At 39.9% G+C, this 18,486-nt stretch carries 15 protein-coding genes and 1 pseudogene; 13 read left to right on the forward strand and 3 right to left on the reverse strand.

Going from position 1 to position 18,486, the window contains the following annotated elements:
• Window position 1: 1 nt before the first annotated feature.
• The 6 genes and pseudogenes from DSY56_RS00110 (at window position 2) to DSY56_RS00135 (ending at window position 11,113) form a co-directional block, all read left to right on the forward strand.
• Complete coding sequence (locus DSY56_RS00110; RefSeq protein ID WP_112443435.1) at window positions 2–5,956, forward strand: ZmpA/ZmpB/ZmpC family metallo-endopeptidase; 5,955 nt, start codon at window positions 2–4, stop codon at window positions 5,954–5,956.
• A 69-nt stretch (window positions 5,957–6,025) separates the two neighbouring features.
• Window positions 6,026–7,747, forward strand: a complete 1,722-nt coding sequence (gene pabB, locus DSY56_RS00115; protein WP_112443436.1) for an aminodeoxychorismate synthase component I — start codon at window positions 6,026–6,028, stop codon at window positions 7,745–7,747.
• On the forward strand, window positions 7,748–8,365 hold the full coding sequence (locus DSY56_RS00120) for an alpha/beta fold hydrolase (RefSeq protein ID WP_112443437.1): 618 nt from the start codon (window positions 7,748–7,750) through the stop codon (window positions 8,363–8,365).
• A 49-nt stretch (window positions 8,366–8,414) separates the two neighbouring features.
• Window positions 8,415–9,101: pseudogene (locus tag DSY56_RS12625) on the forward strand (excalibur calcium-binding domain-containing protein); the annotation flags it as partial.
• A gap of 116 nt (window positions 9,102–9,217) precedes the next feature.
• Window positions 9,218–10,177, forward strand: a complete 960-nt coding sequence (locus DSY56_RS00130; protein WP_112443439.1) for an ROK family glucokinase — start codon at window positions 9,218–9,220, stop codon at window positions 10,175–10,177.
• 96 nt (window positions 10,178–10,273) lie between these two features.
• Window positions 10,274–11,113 carry a thymidylate synthase gene (locus tag DSY56_RS00135; protein ID WP_112443440.1) on the forward strand — a complete coding sequence of 280 codons (840 nt, stop codon included), beginning with the start codon at window positions 10,274–10,276 and terminating at the stop codon, window positions 11,111–11,113.
• A gap of 47 nt (window positions 11,114–11,160) precedes the next feature.
• Here DSY56_RS00135 and DSY56_RS00140 read toward each other — a convergent pair whose 3' ends face one another.
• Window positions 11,161–11,331 (reverse strand): DUF3042 family protein, encoded by a 171-nt coding sequence (locus DSY56_RS00140; RefSeq protein WP_001051780.1) that lies wholly within the window; start codon window positions 11,329–11,331, stop codon window positions 11,161–11,163.
• A gap of 120 nt (window positions 11,332–11,451) precedes the next feature.
• Between DSY56_RS00140 and miaA the strand changes: the two genes are divergently transcribed.
• Genes miaA through DSY56_RS00165 form a run of 5 tightly spaced genes read left to right on the forward strand, consistent with a single transcriptional unit; the run spans window position 11,452 to window position 15,903 of the window.
• Window positions 11,452–12,336, forward strand: a complete 885-nt coding sequence (gene miaA, locus DSY56_RS00145) for a tRNA (adenosine(37)-N6)-dimethylallyltransferase MiaA (protein WP_112443441.1) — start codon at window positions 11,452–11,454, stop codon at window positions 12,334–12,336.
• Entirely contained in the window at window positions 12,329–13,567 is a 1,239-nt protein-coding gene (gene hflX / locus DSY56_RS00150) for a GTPase HflX (protein ID WP_112443442.1), read from the forward strand. The genes miaA and hflX overlap by 8 nt, the downstream gene beginning before the upstream one ends.
• Window positions 13,560–14,183: a cystathionine beta-lyase gene (locus tag DSY56_RS00155; RefSeq protein ID WP_112443443.1), complete on the forward strand. Its 624-nt coding sequence runs from the start codon at window positions 13,560–13,562 to the stop codon at window positions 14,181–14,183. The genes hflX and DSY56_RS00155 overlap by 8 nt, the downstream gene beginning before the upstream one ends.
• 14 nt (window positions 14,184–14,197) lie before the next feature.
• A complete protein-coding gene (gene rnz / locus DSY56_RS00160; RefSeq protein WP_112443444.1) occupies window positions 14,198–15,127 on the forward strand; it encodes a ribonuclease Z in 930 nt (309 codons plus the stop codon).
• A 20-nt stretch (window positions 15,128–15,147) separates the two neighbouring features.
• The gene (locus DSY56_RS00165) at window positions 15,148–15,903 is read left to right on the forward strand and encodes an SDR family NAD(P)-dependent oxidoreductase (RefSeq protein WP_112443445.1); all 756 of its coding nucleotides are present in this window, start codon (window positions 15,148–15,150) and stop codon (window positions 15,901–15,903) included.
• Between the two features lie 53 nt (window positions 15,904–15,956).
• On the opposite strand, the gene DSY56_RS00170 is transcribed toward DSY56_RS00165, so the two are convergent.
• On the reverse strand, window positions 15,957–16,865 hold the full coding sequence (locus tag DSY56_RS00170; RefSeq protein ID WP_049501939.1) for a LysR family transcriptional regulator: 909 nt from the start codon (window positions 16,863–16,865) through the stop codon (window positions 15,957–15,959).
• Between the two features lie 63 nt (window positions 16,866–16,928).
• Here DSY56_RS00170 and DSY56_RS00175 point away from each other — a divergent pair, with 63 nt between their 5' ends.
• On the forward strand, window positions 16,929–17,198 hold the full coding sequence (locus tag DSY56_RS00175; protein WP_112443446.1) for a YqgQ family protein: 270 nt from the start codon (window positions 16,929–16,931) through the stop codon (window positions 17,196–17,198).
• Entirely contained in the window at window positions 17,198–17,581 is a 384-nt protein-coding gene (locus tag DSY56_RS00180; protein ID WP_112443447.1) for a rhodanese-like domain-containing protein, read from the forward strand. Before DSY56_RS00175 ends, DSY56_RS00180 begins: the two co-directional genes overlap by 1 nt.
• 33 nt (window positions 17,582–17,614) lie before the next feature.
• Here DSY56_RS00180 and DSY56_RS00185 read toward each other — a convergent pair whose 3' ends face one another.
• Window positions 17,615–18,340, reverse strand: coding sequence for a 16S rRNA pseudouridine(516) synthase (locus DSY56_RS00185; protein ID WP_112443448.1), 726 nt, complete (start codon window positions 18,338–18,340; stop codon window positions 17,615–17,617).
• Window positions 18,341–18,486 lie beyond the last annotated feature (146 nt).

Genomic DNA, 18,486 nt, shown 5'->3' on the forward strand with positions numbered 1-18,486 from the left:
AGTGTTTAAAAAAGACCGTTTTTCAATTCGTAAGATTAAGGGAGTTGTAGGTTCTGTATTTCTTGGAAGCCTTTTGATGGCTCCTTCTGTAGTGGACGCAGCCACCTATCACTATGTAGATAAAGAAGTTATTTCACAAGAAGCTAAGGATTTAATCCAGACAGGAAAGCCTGATGGGAATGAAGTTGTCTATGGTTTGGTGTATCAAAAAGACCAGCTGCCACAAACAGGGACAGAAGCATCTGTTTTGACAGCTTTTGGTTTGCTGACTGTTGGGAGCTTGCTTTTAATCTACAAGAGAAAGAAAATTGCCAGCGTCTTTCTAGTTGGAGCTATGGGATTGGTAGTTCTTCCTAGTGCAGGGGCTGTAGACCCAGTTGCGACCCTAGCACCGGCTAGTCGAGAGGGTGTTGTTGAAATGGAGGGCTATCGCTATGTTGGTTATCTATCAGGTGACATCCTCAAAACGCTTGGCTTGGACACTGTTTTAGAAGAAGCCTCAGCTAAACCTGGAGAGGTGACTGTAATCGAAGTTGAGAATCCCCAAGTAACAATAAATCAGGAGCAAGCTAAGCCAGAAAACCAAGCAGTAGAGACAGAGGAAGCTCCAAAAGAAGAAGCACCTAAAACAGAAGAAAGTCCAAAGGGAGAACCAAAATCGGAGGTGAAACCTACTGACGAACCCCTCCCTAAAGGAAAAGATGAAAAAGAAGCTTCAGCAGAACTAGCTCCAGTTGAAGAAGTAAGTGGAGTAGTTGATTCAAAAACAGATGAACAAACACCAGTCAAACCGGAAAGTCAACCATCAGACAAACCAGCTGAGGAATCAAAAGTTGAACCACCAGTAGAACAACCAAAAGTCCCAGAACAACCCGTGCAACCTACACAACCGGAGCAACCAAGGATACCAAAAGAATCATCACAACAAGAAGATCCTAAAGAAGATAGGGGAGCGGAAGAGACACCGAAACAAGAAGATGCACAGCTAGAAGTAGTAGAAACAAAAGATGAGGCTGCTAATCAACCTGTTGAAGAACCAAAAGTTGAAACGCCTGCTGTAGAAAAACAAACGGAACCAGCTGAGGAACCAAAAGTTGAACAAGCAGGTGAACCAGTCGCGCCAAGTGAAGGCGAAAAGGCACCAGTCTCTCCAGAAAAGCAACCAGAAGCTTCTAAAGAAGAGAAGACTGCGGAAGAAACACCGAAACTAGTAGAAGTCTCTCCAGAGACCAAGGCTGAAGAAACTGTAGAACCAAAAGAGGAGACCAAAACAGCTAAGGGGACGCAAGAAGAAGGTCACGTGGGTGAGGCTCTTGCTCAAGAACAATTACCTGAGTATAAAGTGACCGAAGGAACACTTGTTGAAGAATCAACTACAGAACTTGACTATAAAACTGAAACGACTGATGATCCAACTAAGTATACAGATGAAGAAACTGTCCTACGAAATGGTGAAAAAGGAAGTCAAGTTACAAAAACAACCTATAAAACGGTAGAAGGTGTCAAAACTGACCAAGTTCTTTCAGCCAGTACGGAAGTGACCAAGGAGCCTGTAAATCAACAGGTAAGCCGTGGTACGAAACCAATTGAAGGGACTCTTGTAGAAGAAAGTCTTGAAAAGATTCCATTTAAGGAAGTTGTTAAAGAAGATGACCAACTGAAAAAAGGCTTAGAAGTTGTAGCTCAAGAAGGAAAAGAAGGCCAGAAAAAAATCACCAAGACCTTTAATACCATTAAGGGAGTTAAAACAGAAGACGCTCCAAAAGTTACAGAGGAAATCCTTGAGGAACCTCAAGACAAAATTTTGAAACGTGGTACCAAGAGCTTTGAAAAACCAGTATTGACCATCACAGCAATTGAATCTAAGGATTTGAAGCGTACCTCAGATGTTAAGTATAGTCTAGAAAATCCAAGTAAGGCAGCCATTAAATCTATTACCCTAACTCTGAAAAAAGGTGATGAGATTGTCAAAACCTTGAATGTTTCACCAGACGACTTGACAACTACCCTGATAGATTTGCAGTACTACAAGGATTATAAACTTGAAACGAAGATGGTTTATGACCGTGGTGAGGGTGATGAGGAAGAAGTTCTGAATGAAGAATCTTTAAGAATTGACCTTAAGAAAATTGAGATTAAAGATATTAAGTCTACGAAACTAATACAAGTTAATGAAAACAAAGAAGAAATAGATGATACTAATTTTACAACAATTCCTACAGATAAAAGTAATTATTATTTAAAAATTACAACAAATGATAATAAGACAAATAGATTAGCAGTAAAATCTATTATAGAAGAAACAGTAAATGGAGAAAACTTTTATAAGATTACTGCAGAAGCAACTGATTTAATTCAACATAATAAAGAAGAACAAATCAAAAATGAATATACTTACTATATAGCAAAACCGAAACAAAAAGAAAACAATGTATACTATGACTTTGGAGAATTAGTTGAAGCTATTCAAAATAATCCAGAAGGAGAATATAAAATCGGACAAAGCTTAAATGCTACTAATGTTAAACCAAAAGGGAAATCTTATATAACAAAAAAATTCAAAGGAACTTTAACGAGTACTGATGGAAACAAGTTCGCTATACATAACTTAGCTAATCCATTATTTAATGAAATGGAAAATGCTACAATAAAAGATTTGATTTTTTCTAATGTAAATATAAACAAACCAGACACAGAACAAATAGCAACATTAGGTAAAGATGCAACAAATACAACAATTGAAAACATTAAGATTACTGGAAGTATTGTAGGTAGTAATGATGTAGCTGGTGTTGTCAACAATTTAAAAGATAGAAGTAGAATGAAAAATGTTGCTGTTATAGGAAAACTACATACAGAGGGTAAAAAAGGTTGGAGTATATCTGGATTAGTTAATAATCAAAAAAAAGCAAATATTGAAAAGGTTTATACAGATGTAGAGATTACAGGAGAAAAAGCCAGAGGTTCAGCTTTAGTTTCCACATTAGACAGAGGAATGGATCCAATGGATGTGAGAGCTAATGGACACATTAAAAAGGCTGTAGCAAAAGGTTCAATTAATTTGAAATCTAATGTAGATACAGGTGGAGTCATCACTAAAAACTGGCCGTATGGATATTTGGAAGATGTGATTAGTTATGTAAAAGTAAATAATGCTGAAAAACTATATGGGTCAAGAGACATTGAAGATGATGACTTTGGTTATCCTTATTTAAGTAGAGTTGTTAGCGTAGCTGGTGAAGCGACTGGTAATGTAACAAGAAAAAATGCTAACAAACTTCAAGAAATCTCTAAAGAAGAAGCGGACAAACGATTGAAAAGTTTTGACATTACAGCCAAAGATTTTGAAGCACCAACATTATTAGTAGATAAATTAAATAATAATATACCGAAAGATGATGAATATAAAACAACACAAGATTATGATAAAACAAGAGAACAAGCATATAGAAATATTGCTAAATTACAACCTTTTTATAATAAAGAATGGATAGTAAACCAAGGAAACAAATTAACTAATGAAAACTTACTAAATAAAAAAGTTATATCTGTTATTGGAATGAGAGATAATGAGTTTATTACAGACTTATCAGAAGCAAACAAAATATTAGTTCATTATTCAGATAAAACAAAAGATATTTTTACAGTTTCTTCAAAAGAATCAAATGTAAGTCAAATTAAGGAGTATAGTATTAATGAATTAAAAGACATTGTTTACACTCCTAATATGATAGAAAAAGATAGAACCTCTATAGCAAGTAAAATTAAGGAAAAATTAAACTCTGTTGAATTACAATCTGACGGAATATATAATTTAATGGAAAAACGTAGAACTCCACAAGAAAACACAACAGAAAGACGAAAAGGCTATGTTAAAGATTTATTCTTAGAAGAAAGCTTTGAAGAAGTTAAAAATAATTTAGATAGCTTAGTTAACAAAATGTTATTAAATTACGATTTCCAATTAAATAATAGTACACCTTCTGAAGATGTTTTACTTCAAAAAATAGAAAACAACAAAGAGAAAATAATGTTAGGTTTAGCTTACTTAAATCGATATTACGGAATTAACTTTAGTAATATGAATATTAAAGAAATTATGTTATTCAAACCTGATTTTTACGGTAAAAATGTTAACTTTTTAGATTTCTTAATTAAGATAGGTTCAAGTGAAAGAAACGTTAAAGGAGATAGAACTTTAGAAGCTTATCGTGAAACTATTGGTGGTACACTTGGAATAGATGAATTAAATGGATTTTTACATTATAATATGAATCTATTGACAGAATTCACAGATATTAATGAGTGGTTTAAAGACGCAACTAAGAAAAATGTTTATATTGCTGAACCAGAAACTTCAATTGAAGATTTCAAAAACAAAAAACATAGAGCCTATGATGGATTAAATAATGATGTCCACAGTAGAATGATTTTACCATTGTTAAATCTTAAAAAAGCACATATATTCTTGATTTCAACATATAATACAATGGCTTATAGTGCTTTTGAGAAATATGGCAAAAATACAGAAGAAGCAAGAAATGAATTCAAGAAAGAAATTGACAAAGTAGCTAAAGCACAACAAAATTATTTAGATTTCTGGGGTAGATTAGCTTCTGATAAAGTAAGAAATCAATTACTAAAAAGTCAAAATGTAGTTCCATCACCTGTCTGGGATAATATGAATGCACCAGGATATGGTTGGTTGGATAAATATGGACACAAAGATGGCTCAGTTGACTATGCTCCTTCAAGAGAGTTATTTGGACCTACTGGTAGATATTATCCACCAAATTGGAATATGGGGGCGATGGCGAAGATTTGGACAGATCCATACAAAGAAGACTCGGTTTACTATATGATTACAGATATGATCAGTGATTTTGGTATCTCAGCTTTCACTCACGAGACAACACATATTAATGATAAAATGGTTTATCTTGGAGGATGGAGACATAGAGAGGGGACATTTGTTGAAGCGTTTGCTCAAGGAATGCTACAATCTCCATCAGTTTCTAATCCTAATGGTGAATATGGTGCTCTTGGTCTTAATATGGCCTACGAAAGAGAAAACGATGGAAAACAATGGTATAATTATAACCCTAATAAATTAAGAAATAGACAAGAAATTGATGATTATATGAAACGATATAATGAAGCAATGATGTTATTAGATTATGTTGAAGCCGAAGCTGTTTTAAGTAAAAACTTAACAGATAACAGTCAATGGTTTAAAAAAGTTGACAGAAAAATGCGTGAGAAAGGAAGCTATAACAATAATTTAGTCGCTCCTAACCAATGGGATTTAGTTAGAGATTTAAATGATAATGAAAAAGCAATTAAATTGAATACTATAGCAGACTTGGTAAACAATAACTTTGCTACTAAACACGGTGTAGGAAATGGTGTATTTAAACCAGAAGACTTTACTCCAAACTCTGCTTATGTAACAGTTAATATGATGGCGGGAATCTACGGTGGAAACACAAGTGATGGAGCTGTTGGAGCGTTATCTTTCAAACATAACACATTTAGAATGTGGGGCTACTTCGGTTATCTTGATGGATTCTTAGGATACGCTTCAAACAAATACAAAGATACAGCTAACAGAGAAAACAAAGGCTTACTAAGTGATAAATTGATTATTCAAAAAGTTTCAGGTGGTAGATTTAATACTCTTGAAGAATGGAAAAACACTTGGTACCAAGAAGTTCACAATAAGGCTACATCTAAAGGCTTTGTTCCTATAACTATTGATAATGAACAAATTACAACTTATGAGAGATTGAAACAATTGTTTAATAAAGCAGTTCAAAAAGATTTAGATGAATTATCTGATAATAAAGTTAAAAATAAATATAGACATACTGTTTCATTAAAAGAAAAAGTTTTCAAACAATTACTTAAAGAATCTGACGGTTTCTCTAGTGATCTATTTACTGCACCACAAGCATAGGGATGAATAAAGTCGTAAAAAGGTAGATTAAGTTTTTCTTGATCTGCCTTTTTATGCTATACTTGAAATATGCATAGAAAAACAGTGATTGATTTTAGGGCTTTGGGGGAGCGATACATCTTTACCCAGCCTATCAAAGAGTTAAAAACGAGAGATTTAGCGGAAGTAACAGCCTTGCTGGCACAAGTGGAAAGCTACCAAGAGCAAGGCTATTATGTGGTGGGTTATGTCAGCTACGAGGCTGCACCTGCTTTTGAGGAAAAATTAGCAGTTCATAAGGCTCCTCTACTGGGCGAGTACTTGCTTTACTTTACTGTTCATGATAGGGTAGAGACCTCCCCTATTCCTTTGACTTATGATGAGGTTGATTTGCCTTCAAATTGGCAGGAAGTAACGCCTGCAGAGGACTATGAAAAGGCCATTGCACAGATTCACCATCATTTGCGACAGGGAGACACCTATCAGGTCAACTACACCGTCCAACTCAAGCAGGACTTAAGTGCCAATCCTTTTGCCATCTACAATCGTATGGTAGTAGAGCAGGAGGCGGGCTATAATGCCTATGTGGAACATGACGATATGGCAGTGATTTCCATGAGTCCAGAGCTCTTTTTTGAGCAAAATGACCGTGAATTGACAACGCGACCAATGAAGGGAACGACTCAGCGTGGCATGACTGACCAAGAAGACTTGGAGCAGGCCAGTTGGTTGGAGCAGGATCCTAAAAATCGCTCTGAAAATATGATGATTGTGGACCTCTTGCGCAATGATATGAACCGTATTTCTGAAGTGGGGAGCGAGTACGTGGAGCGTCTGTGTCAGGTAGAGCAGTATTCAACTGTTTGGCAGATGACTTCGACCATCAAGAGTCGGTTGCGAGAGGATGTGGACCTTGTTGCAATCTTTCGCTCTCTCTTTCCTTGCGGTTCCATAACGGGCGCTCCCAAAATTGCGACTATGGAAATCATTAAGGACTTGGAGCCACAACCGCGTGGAGTCTACTGTGGAACGATTGGTCTCTTGCTTCCAAATGGACGACGGATTTTTAATGTGGCCATTCGGACGATTCAACTGTATCAAGGGAAAGCCATATATGGAGTGGGTGGAGGCATTACATGGGATAGCACCTGGGAGTCTGAATACCGTGAAGTTCATCAAAAGGCTGCTGTTCTCTATCGGAAACAAGCTCGTTTTCAGCTGATTACTACTGGAAAGATCAGCCAGAAGAACTTTCTGTTTGAAGAACAACATCTTGAAAGATTGAGCAAAGCTAGTCGATATTTTGCTTTTCCTTTGGATTCAAAAGACTTGAGACACAAGATTGAAGCAGAGTGTCAAACTTGTGATGCTAATCAAGATTACCGCTTGCGAATCAGCATTAGCAAATCTGGAGAGATAGAAGTCAATCGTCAAGTATTAACACCTCTTAGTCCAAGCTTTTGTCAGGCCAAACTTTGTCTGCAGGAAGCTAATTTGCAACAAGCCTTTACCTATTTTAAAACAAGCCACCGACCGCATTTGAGCCTAGGGGAACAAGAGAAGATTTACCACAATAAGTCTGGAGAGCTACTTGAAACCTCTATTGGAGATTTGGTTCTGAAAATCGCTGGAAAACTCTACACACCGCCTATTCGACTGGGAATTTTACCAGGAATTTACCGTCAGCATTTGCTGGAAACAGGACAGGTAGAAGAGAAAGTCTTGACCTTGGCAGATTTAGATAAAGCTGAAGCTATTTACGGCTGTAACGCAGTGCGAGGCTTGTATGAGTTAATCTTACAGGAGAACTAGATGAAACTGATATTTTTACATGGACTAGGCCAGTCAGCGGAGAGTTGGAAAGAAGTTCAGAATCTACTGACAGATTATCCTTCTGAGGCTATCGAGTTGTTTCCTTCTGGAGTTAGCAACTATCAACAAGCCAAGGAGCGCATTTATCAGCACTTATCAAAGGAGACAGAACCTTTTGTCCTAATCGGTTTGTCCTTAGGGGCTGTCCTTGCATTGGAGCTTTCAAGTTCTGATATACCAACCCTTCAGGCTTTGGTTTTGTCAGGTTGTCCATTGAAACTAGCAGGTAATATTCCTTTTTATTTTCAAACACTGGTATTTAAACTACTCCCAAAAAGGATATTTGAGAAACAGGGAGCAGATAAATCGCTTCTGGTTGGTGTTTCTGAGGAATTAAAAACACTTGATTTAAGAGAGATTGCAAAGAATTGTTCCTATCCAAGCTTGTTAATTTGTGGTAGTAAGGATAAGCCAAATCTTAGTTCTATGAAAGGTATTCAAGAACTGATACCAAATTCCCAGTTCCAGATTATCCCTGATGGTCCTCATGTTCTGAATAGAGCTAAACCAAAAGAGTTTGCAGAAATAACCAGAAGTTTCCTTGAATTGCTGAAATAAGTTTGATAAAATAATAGTGAAATCGATAACATCGTTATAGGAGAAAGAAATGAACAAACGTCTATTTTTAAAAATGAGTCTGGCTACCTTGCCAGTTTTAGCCTTGTTTTCACAACCTGTGTTAGCAGAGGAAAATATTCATTTTTCTAGCTGTAAGGAAGCTTGGGCGAATGGATACGCAGATATTCACGAGGGAGAACCTGGTTATTCTGCCAAGTTAGACCGCGATCATGATGGTGTGGCTTGCGAATTGAAAAATGCTCCTAAGGGTGCTTTTAAAGCAAAACAAGAGGCTACAACTCAAACTGATACAAGTTCAGCAACAACAAGTGGCTGGGTTAAGCAGGATGGTACTTGGTATTACTTTGATGGAAATGGCAATCCAGTGAAAAATGCATGGCAGGGAAGCTATTACCTGAAAGAAGATGGTCAAATGGCACAGAGCGAATGGATTTATGATTCTTCCTATCAAGCTTGGTATTATTTGAAATCAGATGGATCTTATGCAAAGAATGCATGGCAAGGAGCTTACTACCTTAAGTCAAACGGTAAAATGGCACAAGGTGAGTGGGTTTATGACTCTTCTTATCAAGCCTGGTATTACTTGAAATCTGATGGTTCTTATGCTCGCAATGCATGGCAAGGAAATTACTATTTGAAATCAGATGGTAAAATGGCTAAGAATGAGCGAGTTGATGGAGGCCGCTACTATGTAGATGCCTCAGGTCTCTGGAAACCATAAATCAGATAAAATTCAGAAAGTTAATGCAAACCTTTGCATAAGTAAATGAATTTTGTTATACTATAACTGTAAGCATTTTCAATTACTATACAATGAAAAAGGAGAATATGATGAGTCAAAAGATTATTGGGATTGACCTTGGTGGAACTTCTATCAAATTTGCAATCTTGACAACAACAGGAGAAATCCAAGAAAAATGGTCTATCAAGACTAACATCTTGGATGAGGGAAGTCATATCGTTGATGATATGATTGAGTCTATTCAACATCGTTTGGACTTGCTTGGATTGGCAGCAGCGGACTTCCAAGGAATTGGGATGGGATCACCAGGTGTGGTTGACCGCGAAAAAGGAACTGTTATTGGTGCCTACAACTTGAACTGGAAAACCCTTCAACCAATTAAAGAAAAAATTGAAAAAGCCTTGGGTATTCCATTCTTCATTGATAATGATGCCAACGTGGCAGCTCTTGGTGAGCGCTGGATGGGGGCTGGAGATAACCAACCAGACGTTGTCTTTATGACACTCGGTACTGGTGTTGGTGGCGGTATCGTTGCAGAAGGCAAATTGCTTCACGGTGTTGCAGGTGCAGCAGGTGAGCTTGGCCACATCACTGTTGACTTTGACCAACCAATCGCATGTACTTGTGGTAAAAAAGGATGTCTTGAGACAGTGGCTTCTGCAACAGGAATTGTCAACTTGACTCGTCGCTATGCGGATGAATACGAAGGCGATGCAGCCTTGAAACGTTTGATTGATAACGGAGAAGAAGTAACTGCTAAGACTGTCTTTGATCTCGCAAAAGAAGGAGACGACCTTGCTTTGATTGTTTACCGTAACTTCTCACGTTACTTGGGAATCGCTTGTGCTAACATTGGCTCAATCCTAAACCCATCAACAATCGTCATCGGTGGCGGTGTGTCAGCTGCAGGAGAATTCCTTCTACAAGGTGTTCAAAAAGTCTATGATGAAAATAGTTTCCCACAAGTACGCACATCCACTAAATTGGCTCTTGCAACTCTAGGAAATGATGCTGGGGTTATCGGAGCAGCATCACTTGTTTTACAATAAGATAGAAAAAGGGGAAAAATGCTAACCTAGAGTTAGTAATGTTCCTCTTTTCTTTTTTATGCTATACTAGTTAGGAAATAAATGAGGTGAGAGTAAATGACAAAAGCAGATACGATTTTTAAAGAGAATATTGAACGAATCCTCAAAGACGGTGTCTTTTCTGAGCAGGCCCGTCCCAAGTACAAGGATGGGACAGTTGCTAACTCCAAGTATGTAACAGGTGCCTTTTCCGAGTATGACTTATCTAAAGGGGAATTCCCCATCACAACTTTGCGTCCCATTGCCATCAAATCCGCTATCAAAGAAGTTCTCTGGATTTACCAAGACCAGTCAAATAGCTTAGAAGTGCTTAATGACAAGTACAATGTTCACTACTGGAATGACTGGGAAGTGGGAGATACAGGAACCATTGGTGAGCGTTACGGGGCGGTCGTTAAGAAACACGATATCATCAATAGGCTTCTCAAACAGTTGGAAGCCAACCCTTGGAACCGCCGCAATATTATTTCTCTCTGGGATTACCAAGCTTTTGAGGAGACAGACGGCCTTCTTCCGTGCGCCTTTCAGACCATGTTTGATGTCCGCCGTGTAGATGGAGAAATCTATCTGGATGCGACCTTGACCCAGCGTTCTAACGATATGCTGGTGGCCCACCACATCAATGCTATGCAGTATGTGGCTTTGCAGATGATGATTGCCAAGCATTTTGGCTGGAAGGTTGGGAAGTTCTTTTACTTTATCAACAACCTCCATATCTATGACAATCAATTTGAACAAGCTCAGGAATTGCTTCGTCGTGAGCCGTCAGATTGCCAACCTCGTTTGGTCTTAAATGTGCCAGATAAGACCAATTTCTTTGATATTAAAGCAGAAGATTTTGAGTTGGTGGATTATGACCCTGTCAAGCCACAGTTGAAGTTTGACCTAGCTATTTAAAAGAATAGAAAAAAGAAGTTGAGAATAATCCCAACTTCTTTTGTTTCTTAACGTGATACGCGGCGACGAGCTGCTTTTTTACGGTTTTCTTCGATGAAAGCTGCTTTTTGCTCTTCTGGTTCAATCACTTTCTTTTTAAATGCGTATACTGCACCTGCAACGGCAGCGACAGTTCCTGCGACACCTGTTACAAGACCTTTAGCGAATCCTTTAGCCATGAGTCTTCCTCCTTTATATTCTCAATCAGCCAGCCTCCTCAAGAGGTCACATTTTTCTGACTGACCTTTTTGTGTTATAATAATAGTAACGAAAAAATGGGAATTTTTCAAGGAAAAAAGATGAAAACAAAAATAATTGTGATTGTTGGACCGACTGCAGTTGGAAAGACGGCTCTAGCCATTGAAGTGGCCAAGCGTTTTAATGGCGAAGTGGTTAGTGGAGATAGCCAGCAAGTCTATCGAGGACTTGATATTGGGACGGCTAAGGCTAGTCCAGAAGAGCAGGCAGCTGTTCCTCATCATTTAATCGATGTTAGAGAGGTAACCGAGTCTTACTCGGCTTTTGATTTTGTTTCAGAAGCTAAGATGGCTATTGAGGATATTCATAGTCGGGGCAAGCTAGCTATTATTGCTGGTGGGACTGGGCTTTATATCCAGAGCTTGCTAGAAGGTTATCACCTGGGGGGGGAGACTCCCCATGAAGAGATTTTGGCCTATCGGGCTAGTTTGGAGCCATATTCAGATGAGGAATTAGCTCATCTGGTGGAGCAAGCAGGTCTTGAGATTCCCCAGTTTAATCGTCGTCGTGCTATGCGTGCCTTGGAAATTGCCCATTTTGGTCAGGATTTGGAAAATCAAGAGACCTTGTATGAACCATTGATTATCTGCTTGGATGATGAACGCAGTCAATTATATGAACGAATCAATCATCGAGTGGATTTGATGTTTGAGGCTGGGCTTTTAGATGAGGCCAAGTGGCTTTTTGACCATTACCCTGATGTGCAGGCTGCTAAAGGGATTGGATACAAGGAACTCTTTCCATATTTCCGTGGAGAGCAGACCTTGGAGGAAGCTCGTGAGAGTCTCAAACAGGCGACCCGCCGTTTTGCCAAGCGTCAGTTGACCTGGTTCCGTAATCGCATGCAGGTCACCTTTTATCAGATCGGAGAGTCTGGTGTGCAGGAGCGTATTTTTAGCCAGATTGAGGAGTTTTTAGATGATTGATACGGAAAAAAAAGAGGAGCGAGTCCTGCTCATAGGTGTGGAATTGCAGGGCATGGATAATTTTGACCTCTCCATGGAAGAATTGGCCAGTCTAGCTAAGACAGCTGGGGCAGTCGTTGTAGATAGCTACAGACAAAAACGTGAAAAGTATGATTCCAAGACCTTCGTCGGCTCTGGTAAGTTAGAAGAAATTGCGCTTATGGTGGATGCAGAAGAAATCACTACTGTCATTGTCAACAACCGTCTGACCCCAAGGCAAAATGTCAATCTAGAGGAAGTTCTGGGTGTTAAGGTCATTGACCGTATGCAGTTGATTTTGGATATCTTTGCCATGCGAGCTCGAAGCCATGAAGGGAAGCTCCAAGTGCATTTGGCTCAGCTCAAGTATCTCTTGCCTCGCTTGGTTGGTCAGGGAATTATGCTTAGCCGTCAGGCAGGGGGAATTGGTTCTCGTGGACCTGGTGAAAGCCAGTTGGAGCTGAACCGTCGTAGCGTTCGCAACCAAATCACGGATATCGAGCGCCAGCTCAAGGTGGTTGAGAAAAATCGGGCGACAGTTCGAGAAAAACGTCTGGAGTCTAGCACCTTTAAGATTGGTTTGATTGGTTATACCAATGCTGGGAAATCAACCATCATGAACACCTTGACCAGTAAAACCCAGTATGAGGCTGATGAGCTCTTTGCGACTCTGGATGCGACGACTAAGAGTATCCATTTGGGGGGCAATCTCCAAGTAACTTTGACAGATACCGTGGGCTTTATCCAGGATTTGCCGACAGAGTTGGTATCCAGTTTCAAGTCAACCTTGGAAGAAAGCAAGCATGTAGACCTTCTGGTTCATGTTATCGATGCCAGCAATCCTTACCACGAAGAGCATGAAAAAACAGTCTTGTCTATCATGAAAGACTTGGATATGGAGGATATTCCTCGCCTGACCCTTTATAATAAAGCGGATTTGGTGGAGGATTTCACGCCTACCCAAACGCCCTATGCCCTCATTTCTGCCAAGTCTGAGGATAGTCGTGAGAAATTGCAGGCACTATTTTTAGAGAAAATCAAGGAGATTTTTGAGAGATTTACCCTGCGCGTGCCTTTTTCTAAGTCCTACAAGATTCATGATTTAGAAAGTGTTGCGATTCTTGAAGAACGTGATTATCAAGATGATGGGGAAGTCATTACAGGCTACATTTCCGAGAAAAATAAATGGAGGTTAGAGGAATTTTATGACTGATATTAAAACGTTGGCTCTAAAATATGGGGGCTATACAAGTCTGGACAAGGTCTATCTGGATCAACTTCTAGCTGGCAAGACAGAGCAGGAGCAGTTGGCTCTCATTACTCCTCCGCCTAGTGTGGTCAATGCCTACTTTGCAGAACTCTACCAGAAAAAGAGTCCTGAGGCTGCGACGGATTATTTTGCAGAAGTCAGTCAGGAACTGAATCTTTACAATGTTGAGCCAAGTTTCACTCTCGAAAACAAACCTTTTATTCGCCTTAACCTGTCTGGCAAATCCTTTGGTTTTTGTTATGAGAGTGAGGGTCTTGGTCGGATTTTCTCTGAAAATAAAGAGGTTATTTCAGAAAACTTGCTCTTTGAAATTGCGCAAATTTTCCCCCATCAACTAGTCTTTGAAGAGTCTGGCAAGATTTATATGAAGGATGTCGGAGATGAGGAAGTTGTTGGCATGGAGAGTCTAACAGCTTTGACTGATTTGGAAAGCTTGGCTGATGGTCGCAAGCGTCTCAAAGGCTACAGCCAAGAGGAGTTATTACAAGAAGCTACTGCTTTTTCTGGCAAGCGCTATTTCCGATCGGAAAACCGCACAGCCATGTTATATATTGATTAATTAGAAAGTATCGAATGGATATTCAATTTTTAGGAACGGGGGCTGGTCAGCCCTCTAAAGCCCGTAATGTCTCTAGTCTCGCCCTGAAACTCTTGGACGAGATTAACGAAGTCTGGCTCTTTGACTGTGGAGAAGGTACGCAAAATCGCATTCTGGAAACCACAATTAGACCACGTAAGGTCAGCAAAATCTTTATCACTCACTTGCATGGAGACCACATTTTTGGTCTGCCAGGTTTCCTTTCTAGCCGTGCCTTTCAGGCCAATGAAGAGCAGACAGATTTGGAAATCTATGGACCGCAAGGGATTAAGTCCTTTGTCTTAACCAGCCTTCGTGTGTCAGGTTCGCGCCTGCCTTACCGCATTCATTTTCATGAGTTTGACCAAGATTCTCTAGGAAAAATCCTTGAGACCGATAAATTCACTGTGTACGCGGAAGAATTGGATCACACTATTTTCTGTGTTGGTTACCGTGTCATACAAAAGGATTTGGAAGGAACGCTGGATGCTGAAAAACTCAAGGTGGCAGGTGTCCCATTTGGCCCACTTTTTGGGAAAATCAAAAACGGTCAGGACGTAGTTCTCGAAGACGGTACTGAAATCAAGGCAGCAGACTATATCTCAGCGCCACGTCCAGGTAAGATTATTACCATTCTTGGTGACACCCGCAAAACCAATGCTAGTGTGCGTCTGGCTGTCAATGCCGATGTCCTTGTCCATGAATCGACTTATGGCAAGGGTGATGAAAAAATTGCTCGTAATCATGGCCACTCTACTAACATGCAAGCTGCACAAGTTGCAGTAGAAGCAGGTGCCAAACGCCTCTTGCTCAACCATATCAGTGCCCGTTTTCTCTCAAAAGATATTAGCAAACTCAAAAAAGACGCTGCTAGTGTTTTTGAAAATGTCCATGTGGTCAAAGACTTGGAAGAAGTGGAAATCTAGCAGTCACAGAAAGGATAAGTATGCCTACTATTCTCATTACCGGGGCTAGCGGTGGCCTAGCCCAAGAAATGGTCAAACTTTTGCCGAATGACCAACTGATTTTGTTAGGTAGAAACAAGGAAAAATTAGCCCAACTCTACGGAAATCATCCTCATGCAGAATTGATTGAAATCGATATTACCGATGACTCAGCTTTAGAAACTCTGATAGAAGACCTCTATCTCCGCTATGGCAAGATTGATGTCTTGATAAACAACGCTGGTTACGGGATTTTTGAGGAATTTGACCAGATTTCTGACCAAGATATTCACCAGATGTTTGAGGTCAATACCTTTGCTCTGATGAATCTGTCTCGTCGCCTTGCGGCCCGTATGAAAGAGAGTCGAAAAGGCCATATCATCAATATCGTCAGCATGGCAGGTTTAATCGCTACTGGCAAGTCCAGTCTCTACTCAGCGACCAAGTTTGCGGCTATTGGTTTTTCAAATGCTCTGCGACTCGAACTTATGCCCTATGGAGTCTATGTGACAACAGTCAATCCAGGTCCAATCCGCACAGGATTTTTTGACCAAGCGGACCCAGATGGGACTTATCTTAAGTCGGTTGATCGCTTCCTGTTGAAACCAGATGCAGTGGCTAAAAAGATTGTCAAGATTATAGGAAAAAACAAACGAGAACTCAATCTTCCTGTTTTGTTGAATCTAGCCCATAAGTTTTATACTCTCTTTCCCAAGCTAGCTGATAAGTTGGCAGGGGAAACTTTTAATTATAAGTAAAAAGAACCAATATGCAGGTTGTTGCTAGCCTACATATTGGTTCTTATCATTTCTCAACTATCAAACTGGACTTCTTCTAGTAGATAGTCGATAAAGCGTTCGCCCATCTTAGATAGGCTGGTTTTCTCATGCTGGATATAGACCAGTTCAATTGGGTCGTCAATATCCAGTGGGATGGAAACAATATTGTCTCCGTTGAGGTTGCTGTTCAAAATCCCTGTTGCGATCGTGTATCCGTCCAGACCAATCAAGAGATTAAAGAGGGTGGCACGGTCACTAACCACGATGGATTTCTTGTGGTGCTCTTGGGAAAGAATTTCTTCTGAGAAGTAGAAGGAATTGTGCGTCCCTTGGTCATAGCTGAGATAAGGGAAGTTTTCTAAATCAGATAGTTTGACCTTGTCTTTTTTTGCCAGAGGATTGGTCTTGCTGACAAAGATATGCGGTTGTGCTGTGAAGAGATGGTGAGCCAGCAGGTGATTGTCATCCAGCATTTTCGTTAAAACATCACGGTTGTAGCTGTTAAAAAATAGGACACCGACCTCACTACGGAAGTTCTTGACGTCGTCGATAATTTCCCAAGTACGAGTTTCACGAAGGAAGAGCTCGTATTTCTCCATATCACTTTTCTTGAGCAGAGAGACAAAGGCATTGACCACAAAGGCATAGTGTTGAGAGGAAACGCTAAAGAGTTCACGGTGGGCGACAGGATTTTTATAGCGTTCCTCCAGAAGCTGGGTCTGCTCGACAACCTGACGGGCATAAGAGAGAAACTCCATCCCATCACGGGTCAAGGTGATCCCCTTGGGATTGCGGATAAAGATTTCAATGCCCATTTCATTTTCCAAATCTCTCACTGCATTGGAAAGACTCGGTTGGGTAATAAAGAGTTGCTTGGCTGCCTCATTCATGGAGCCAGTTTCGACGATTTTGATAATATAGTGTAATTGTTGAATTCTCATGTTTTTATTGTACCACACTTGCGTCAGAATCGCCAAAGAAGATAGGAAAATCAGGGGGAGAGTATGAGTCTCTTCTTGAAAAAAAGACAAAAATTTGCTAGAATGAGTCTTATGAAAACATTCTATGATGTGCAGCAATTCCTCAAACGATTTGGTATTATTGTTTATATGGGAAAACGCTTATATGATATTGAACTGATGAAGTTGGAACTCTCTCGGATTTATGATGCAGGGTTGATGGACAAATTAGACTATCTAGAAGCAGAAGCGGTTCTTCGCAGAGAGCACAAGGTAGAATTGGATTATATTGAGAAAAATGGAGAAAAGAACTAATGGTTACTTGGATTTTGTGGGCACTTATACTAGCAATGTTGGCGTGGATGGGCTTTAACTATTTTCGTATTCGCCGTGCGGCTAAAATTGTGGATAATGAGGAATTTGAAGCCTTGATTCGTACAGGTCAATTGATTGATTTGCGAGACCCAGCAGAATTCCACAGAAAACATATCCTTGGTGCACGCAGTATTCCTTCAAGTCAGTTGAAAACTAGTCTTGCAGCCCTTCGTAAAGATAAACCTGTCCTTCTTTACGAAAACCAACGTGCGCAACGGGTTACAAATGCAGCCCTTTATTTGAAAAAACAAGGTTTTTCTGAGATTTATATCCTTTCTTATGGATTGGATTCTTGGAAAGGGAAAGTCAAAGTTGAGAAATAAGAAAACGAGCTTGGATATTTCCGAGCTCATTTTTTAACCACTTTTTCTGAGAAATTCACGAATGCTTGCCAACTCTTCTGAGTTAAGGGGGCGGTAGTCTCCTTCTTGAAGATTGTCATCCAAACTCCAAGGCCCAAAATGAGTGCGTTTGAGTGAGGTCACCTTGACACCAACCGAGAGGAACATTTTTTTTACCTGATGAAATTTCCCCTCTGAAATGGTAATAGAGGCTTGACTGTGGGAAGGACTTGCAGATAGAATCTCTAGTCTTGCAGGTTTACAGATAGTGCCATCTAAAAAGACAATTCCCTTTTGAAAGGCTTGGATATGGTCAGGTGTCAGAAGTCCATTAACCTGGACTTGATAAGTCTTATCGACATGATATTGGGGATGGAGGAGCTGAAAGCCCAAGGGACCATTATCGGTCAAGAGGAGGAGTCCTGTCGTATCTCGATCCAGTCGGCCGACGGCATAGAGCCTGTTAGACTGGATGTCAGGCGGAAGGAGGTCCATGACGGTTGGAAGTTCTCTGTCTTTATTGGCTGTCACGACACCAACAGGCTTATGAAGCATCAGATAGGTGTGCTCATAGCCTTGAATGATTCGGTCCTGAAAAAGGAGTTCCTGTAGTCCTGTATCGATATTTTGGGCTAGGGAGCGGGCTGGGCAACCATCGACGAGAATATCCCCTTTGAGTAAGGCTTGCTTCATGGCCTTTCGGCTAACTTTTTCTTGGGCTAATAAATTATCTAAACGCATACTGTGCCTATCTTATCATAAGTCGCTTGCTTTGAAAAGGCTTGACGTGAAAAGAAAAGCATAGTGAAAACATTTACACTTGCTTGAGTTATGTTATTTACTTGAAATTATGGTATAATCGTTCAGTTAGAAAATAAATTTTGAAT

It is taken from the genome of Streptococcus sp. 596553, from assembly GCF_900411395.1.
GTDB classification, from domain to species: domain Bacteria; phylum Bacillota; class Bacilli; order Lactobacillales; family Streptococcaceae; genus Streptococcus; species Streptococcus mitis_BA.

What these genes read in the sequence shown, in the direction of transcription:
- DSY56_RS00135 (WP_112443440.1), top strand. Translation starts at nt 10,274, where the DNA reads ATGACAAAAGCAGATACGATTTTTAAAGAGAATATTGAACGAATCCTC.
- DSY56_RS00180 (WP_112443447.1), top strand. Translation starts at nt 17,198, where the DNA reads ATGGTTACTTGGATTTTGTGGGCACTTATACTAGCAATGTTGGCGTGG.
- DSY56_RS00140 (WP_001051780.1), bottom strand. Translation starts at nt 11,331, where the DNA reads ATGGCTAAAGGATTCGCTAAAGGTCTTGTAACAGGTGTCGCAGGAACT.
- DSY56_RS00155 (WP_112443443.1), top strand. Translation starts at nt 13,560, where the DNA reads ATGACTGATATTAAAACGTTGGCTCTAAAATATGGGGGCTATACAAGT.
- rnz (WP_112443444.1), top strand. Translation starts at nt 14,198, where the DNA reads ATGGATATTCAATTTTTAGGAACGGGGGCTGGTCAGCCCTCTAAAGCC.
- DSY56_RS00130 (WP_112443439.1), top strand. Translation starts at nt 9,218, where the DNA reads ATGAGTCAAAAGATTATTGGGATTGACCTTGGTGGAACTTCTATCAAA.
- DSY56_RS00175 (WP_112443446.1), top strand. Translation starts at nt 16,929, where the DNA reads ATGAGTCTCTTCTTGAAAAAAAGACAAAAATTTGCTAGAATGAGTCTT.
- pabB (WP_112443436.1), top strand. Translation starts at nt 6,026, where the DNA reads ATGCATAGAAAAACAGTGATTGATTTTAGGGCTTTGGGGGAGCGATAC.
- hflX (WP_112443442.1), top strand. Translation starts at nt 12,329, where the DNA reads ATGATTGATACGGAAAAAAAAGAGGAGCGAGTCCTGCTCATAGGTGTG.
- DSY56_RS00165 (WP_112443445.1), top strand. Translation starts at nt 15,148, where the DNA reads ATGCCTACTATTCTCATTACCGGGGCTAGCGGTGGCCTAGCCCAAGAA.
- DSY56_RS00185 (WP_112443448.1), bottom strand. Translation starts at nt 18,340, where the DNA reads ATGCGTTTAGATAATTTATTAGCCCAAGAAAAAGTTAGCCGAAAGGCC.
- miaA (WP_112443441.1), top strand. Translation starts at nt 11,452, where the DNA reads ATGAAAACAAAAATAATTGTGATTGTTGGACCGACTGCAGTTGGAAAG.
- DSY56_RS00120 (WP_112443437.1), top strand. Translation starts at nt 7,748, where the DNA reads ATGAAACTGATATTTTTACATGGACTAGGCCAGTCAGCGGAGAGTTGG.
- DSY56_RS00170 (WP_049501939.1), bottom strand. Translation starts at nt 16,865, where the DNA reads ATGAGAATTCAACAATTACACTATATTATCAAAATCGTCGAAACTGGC.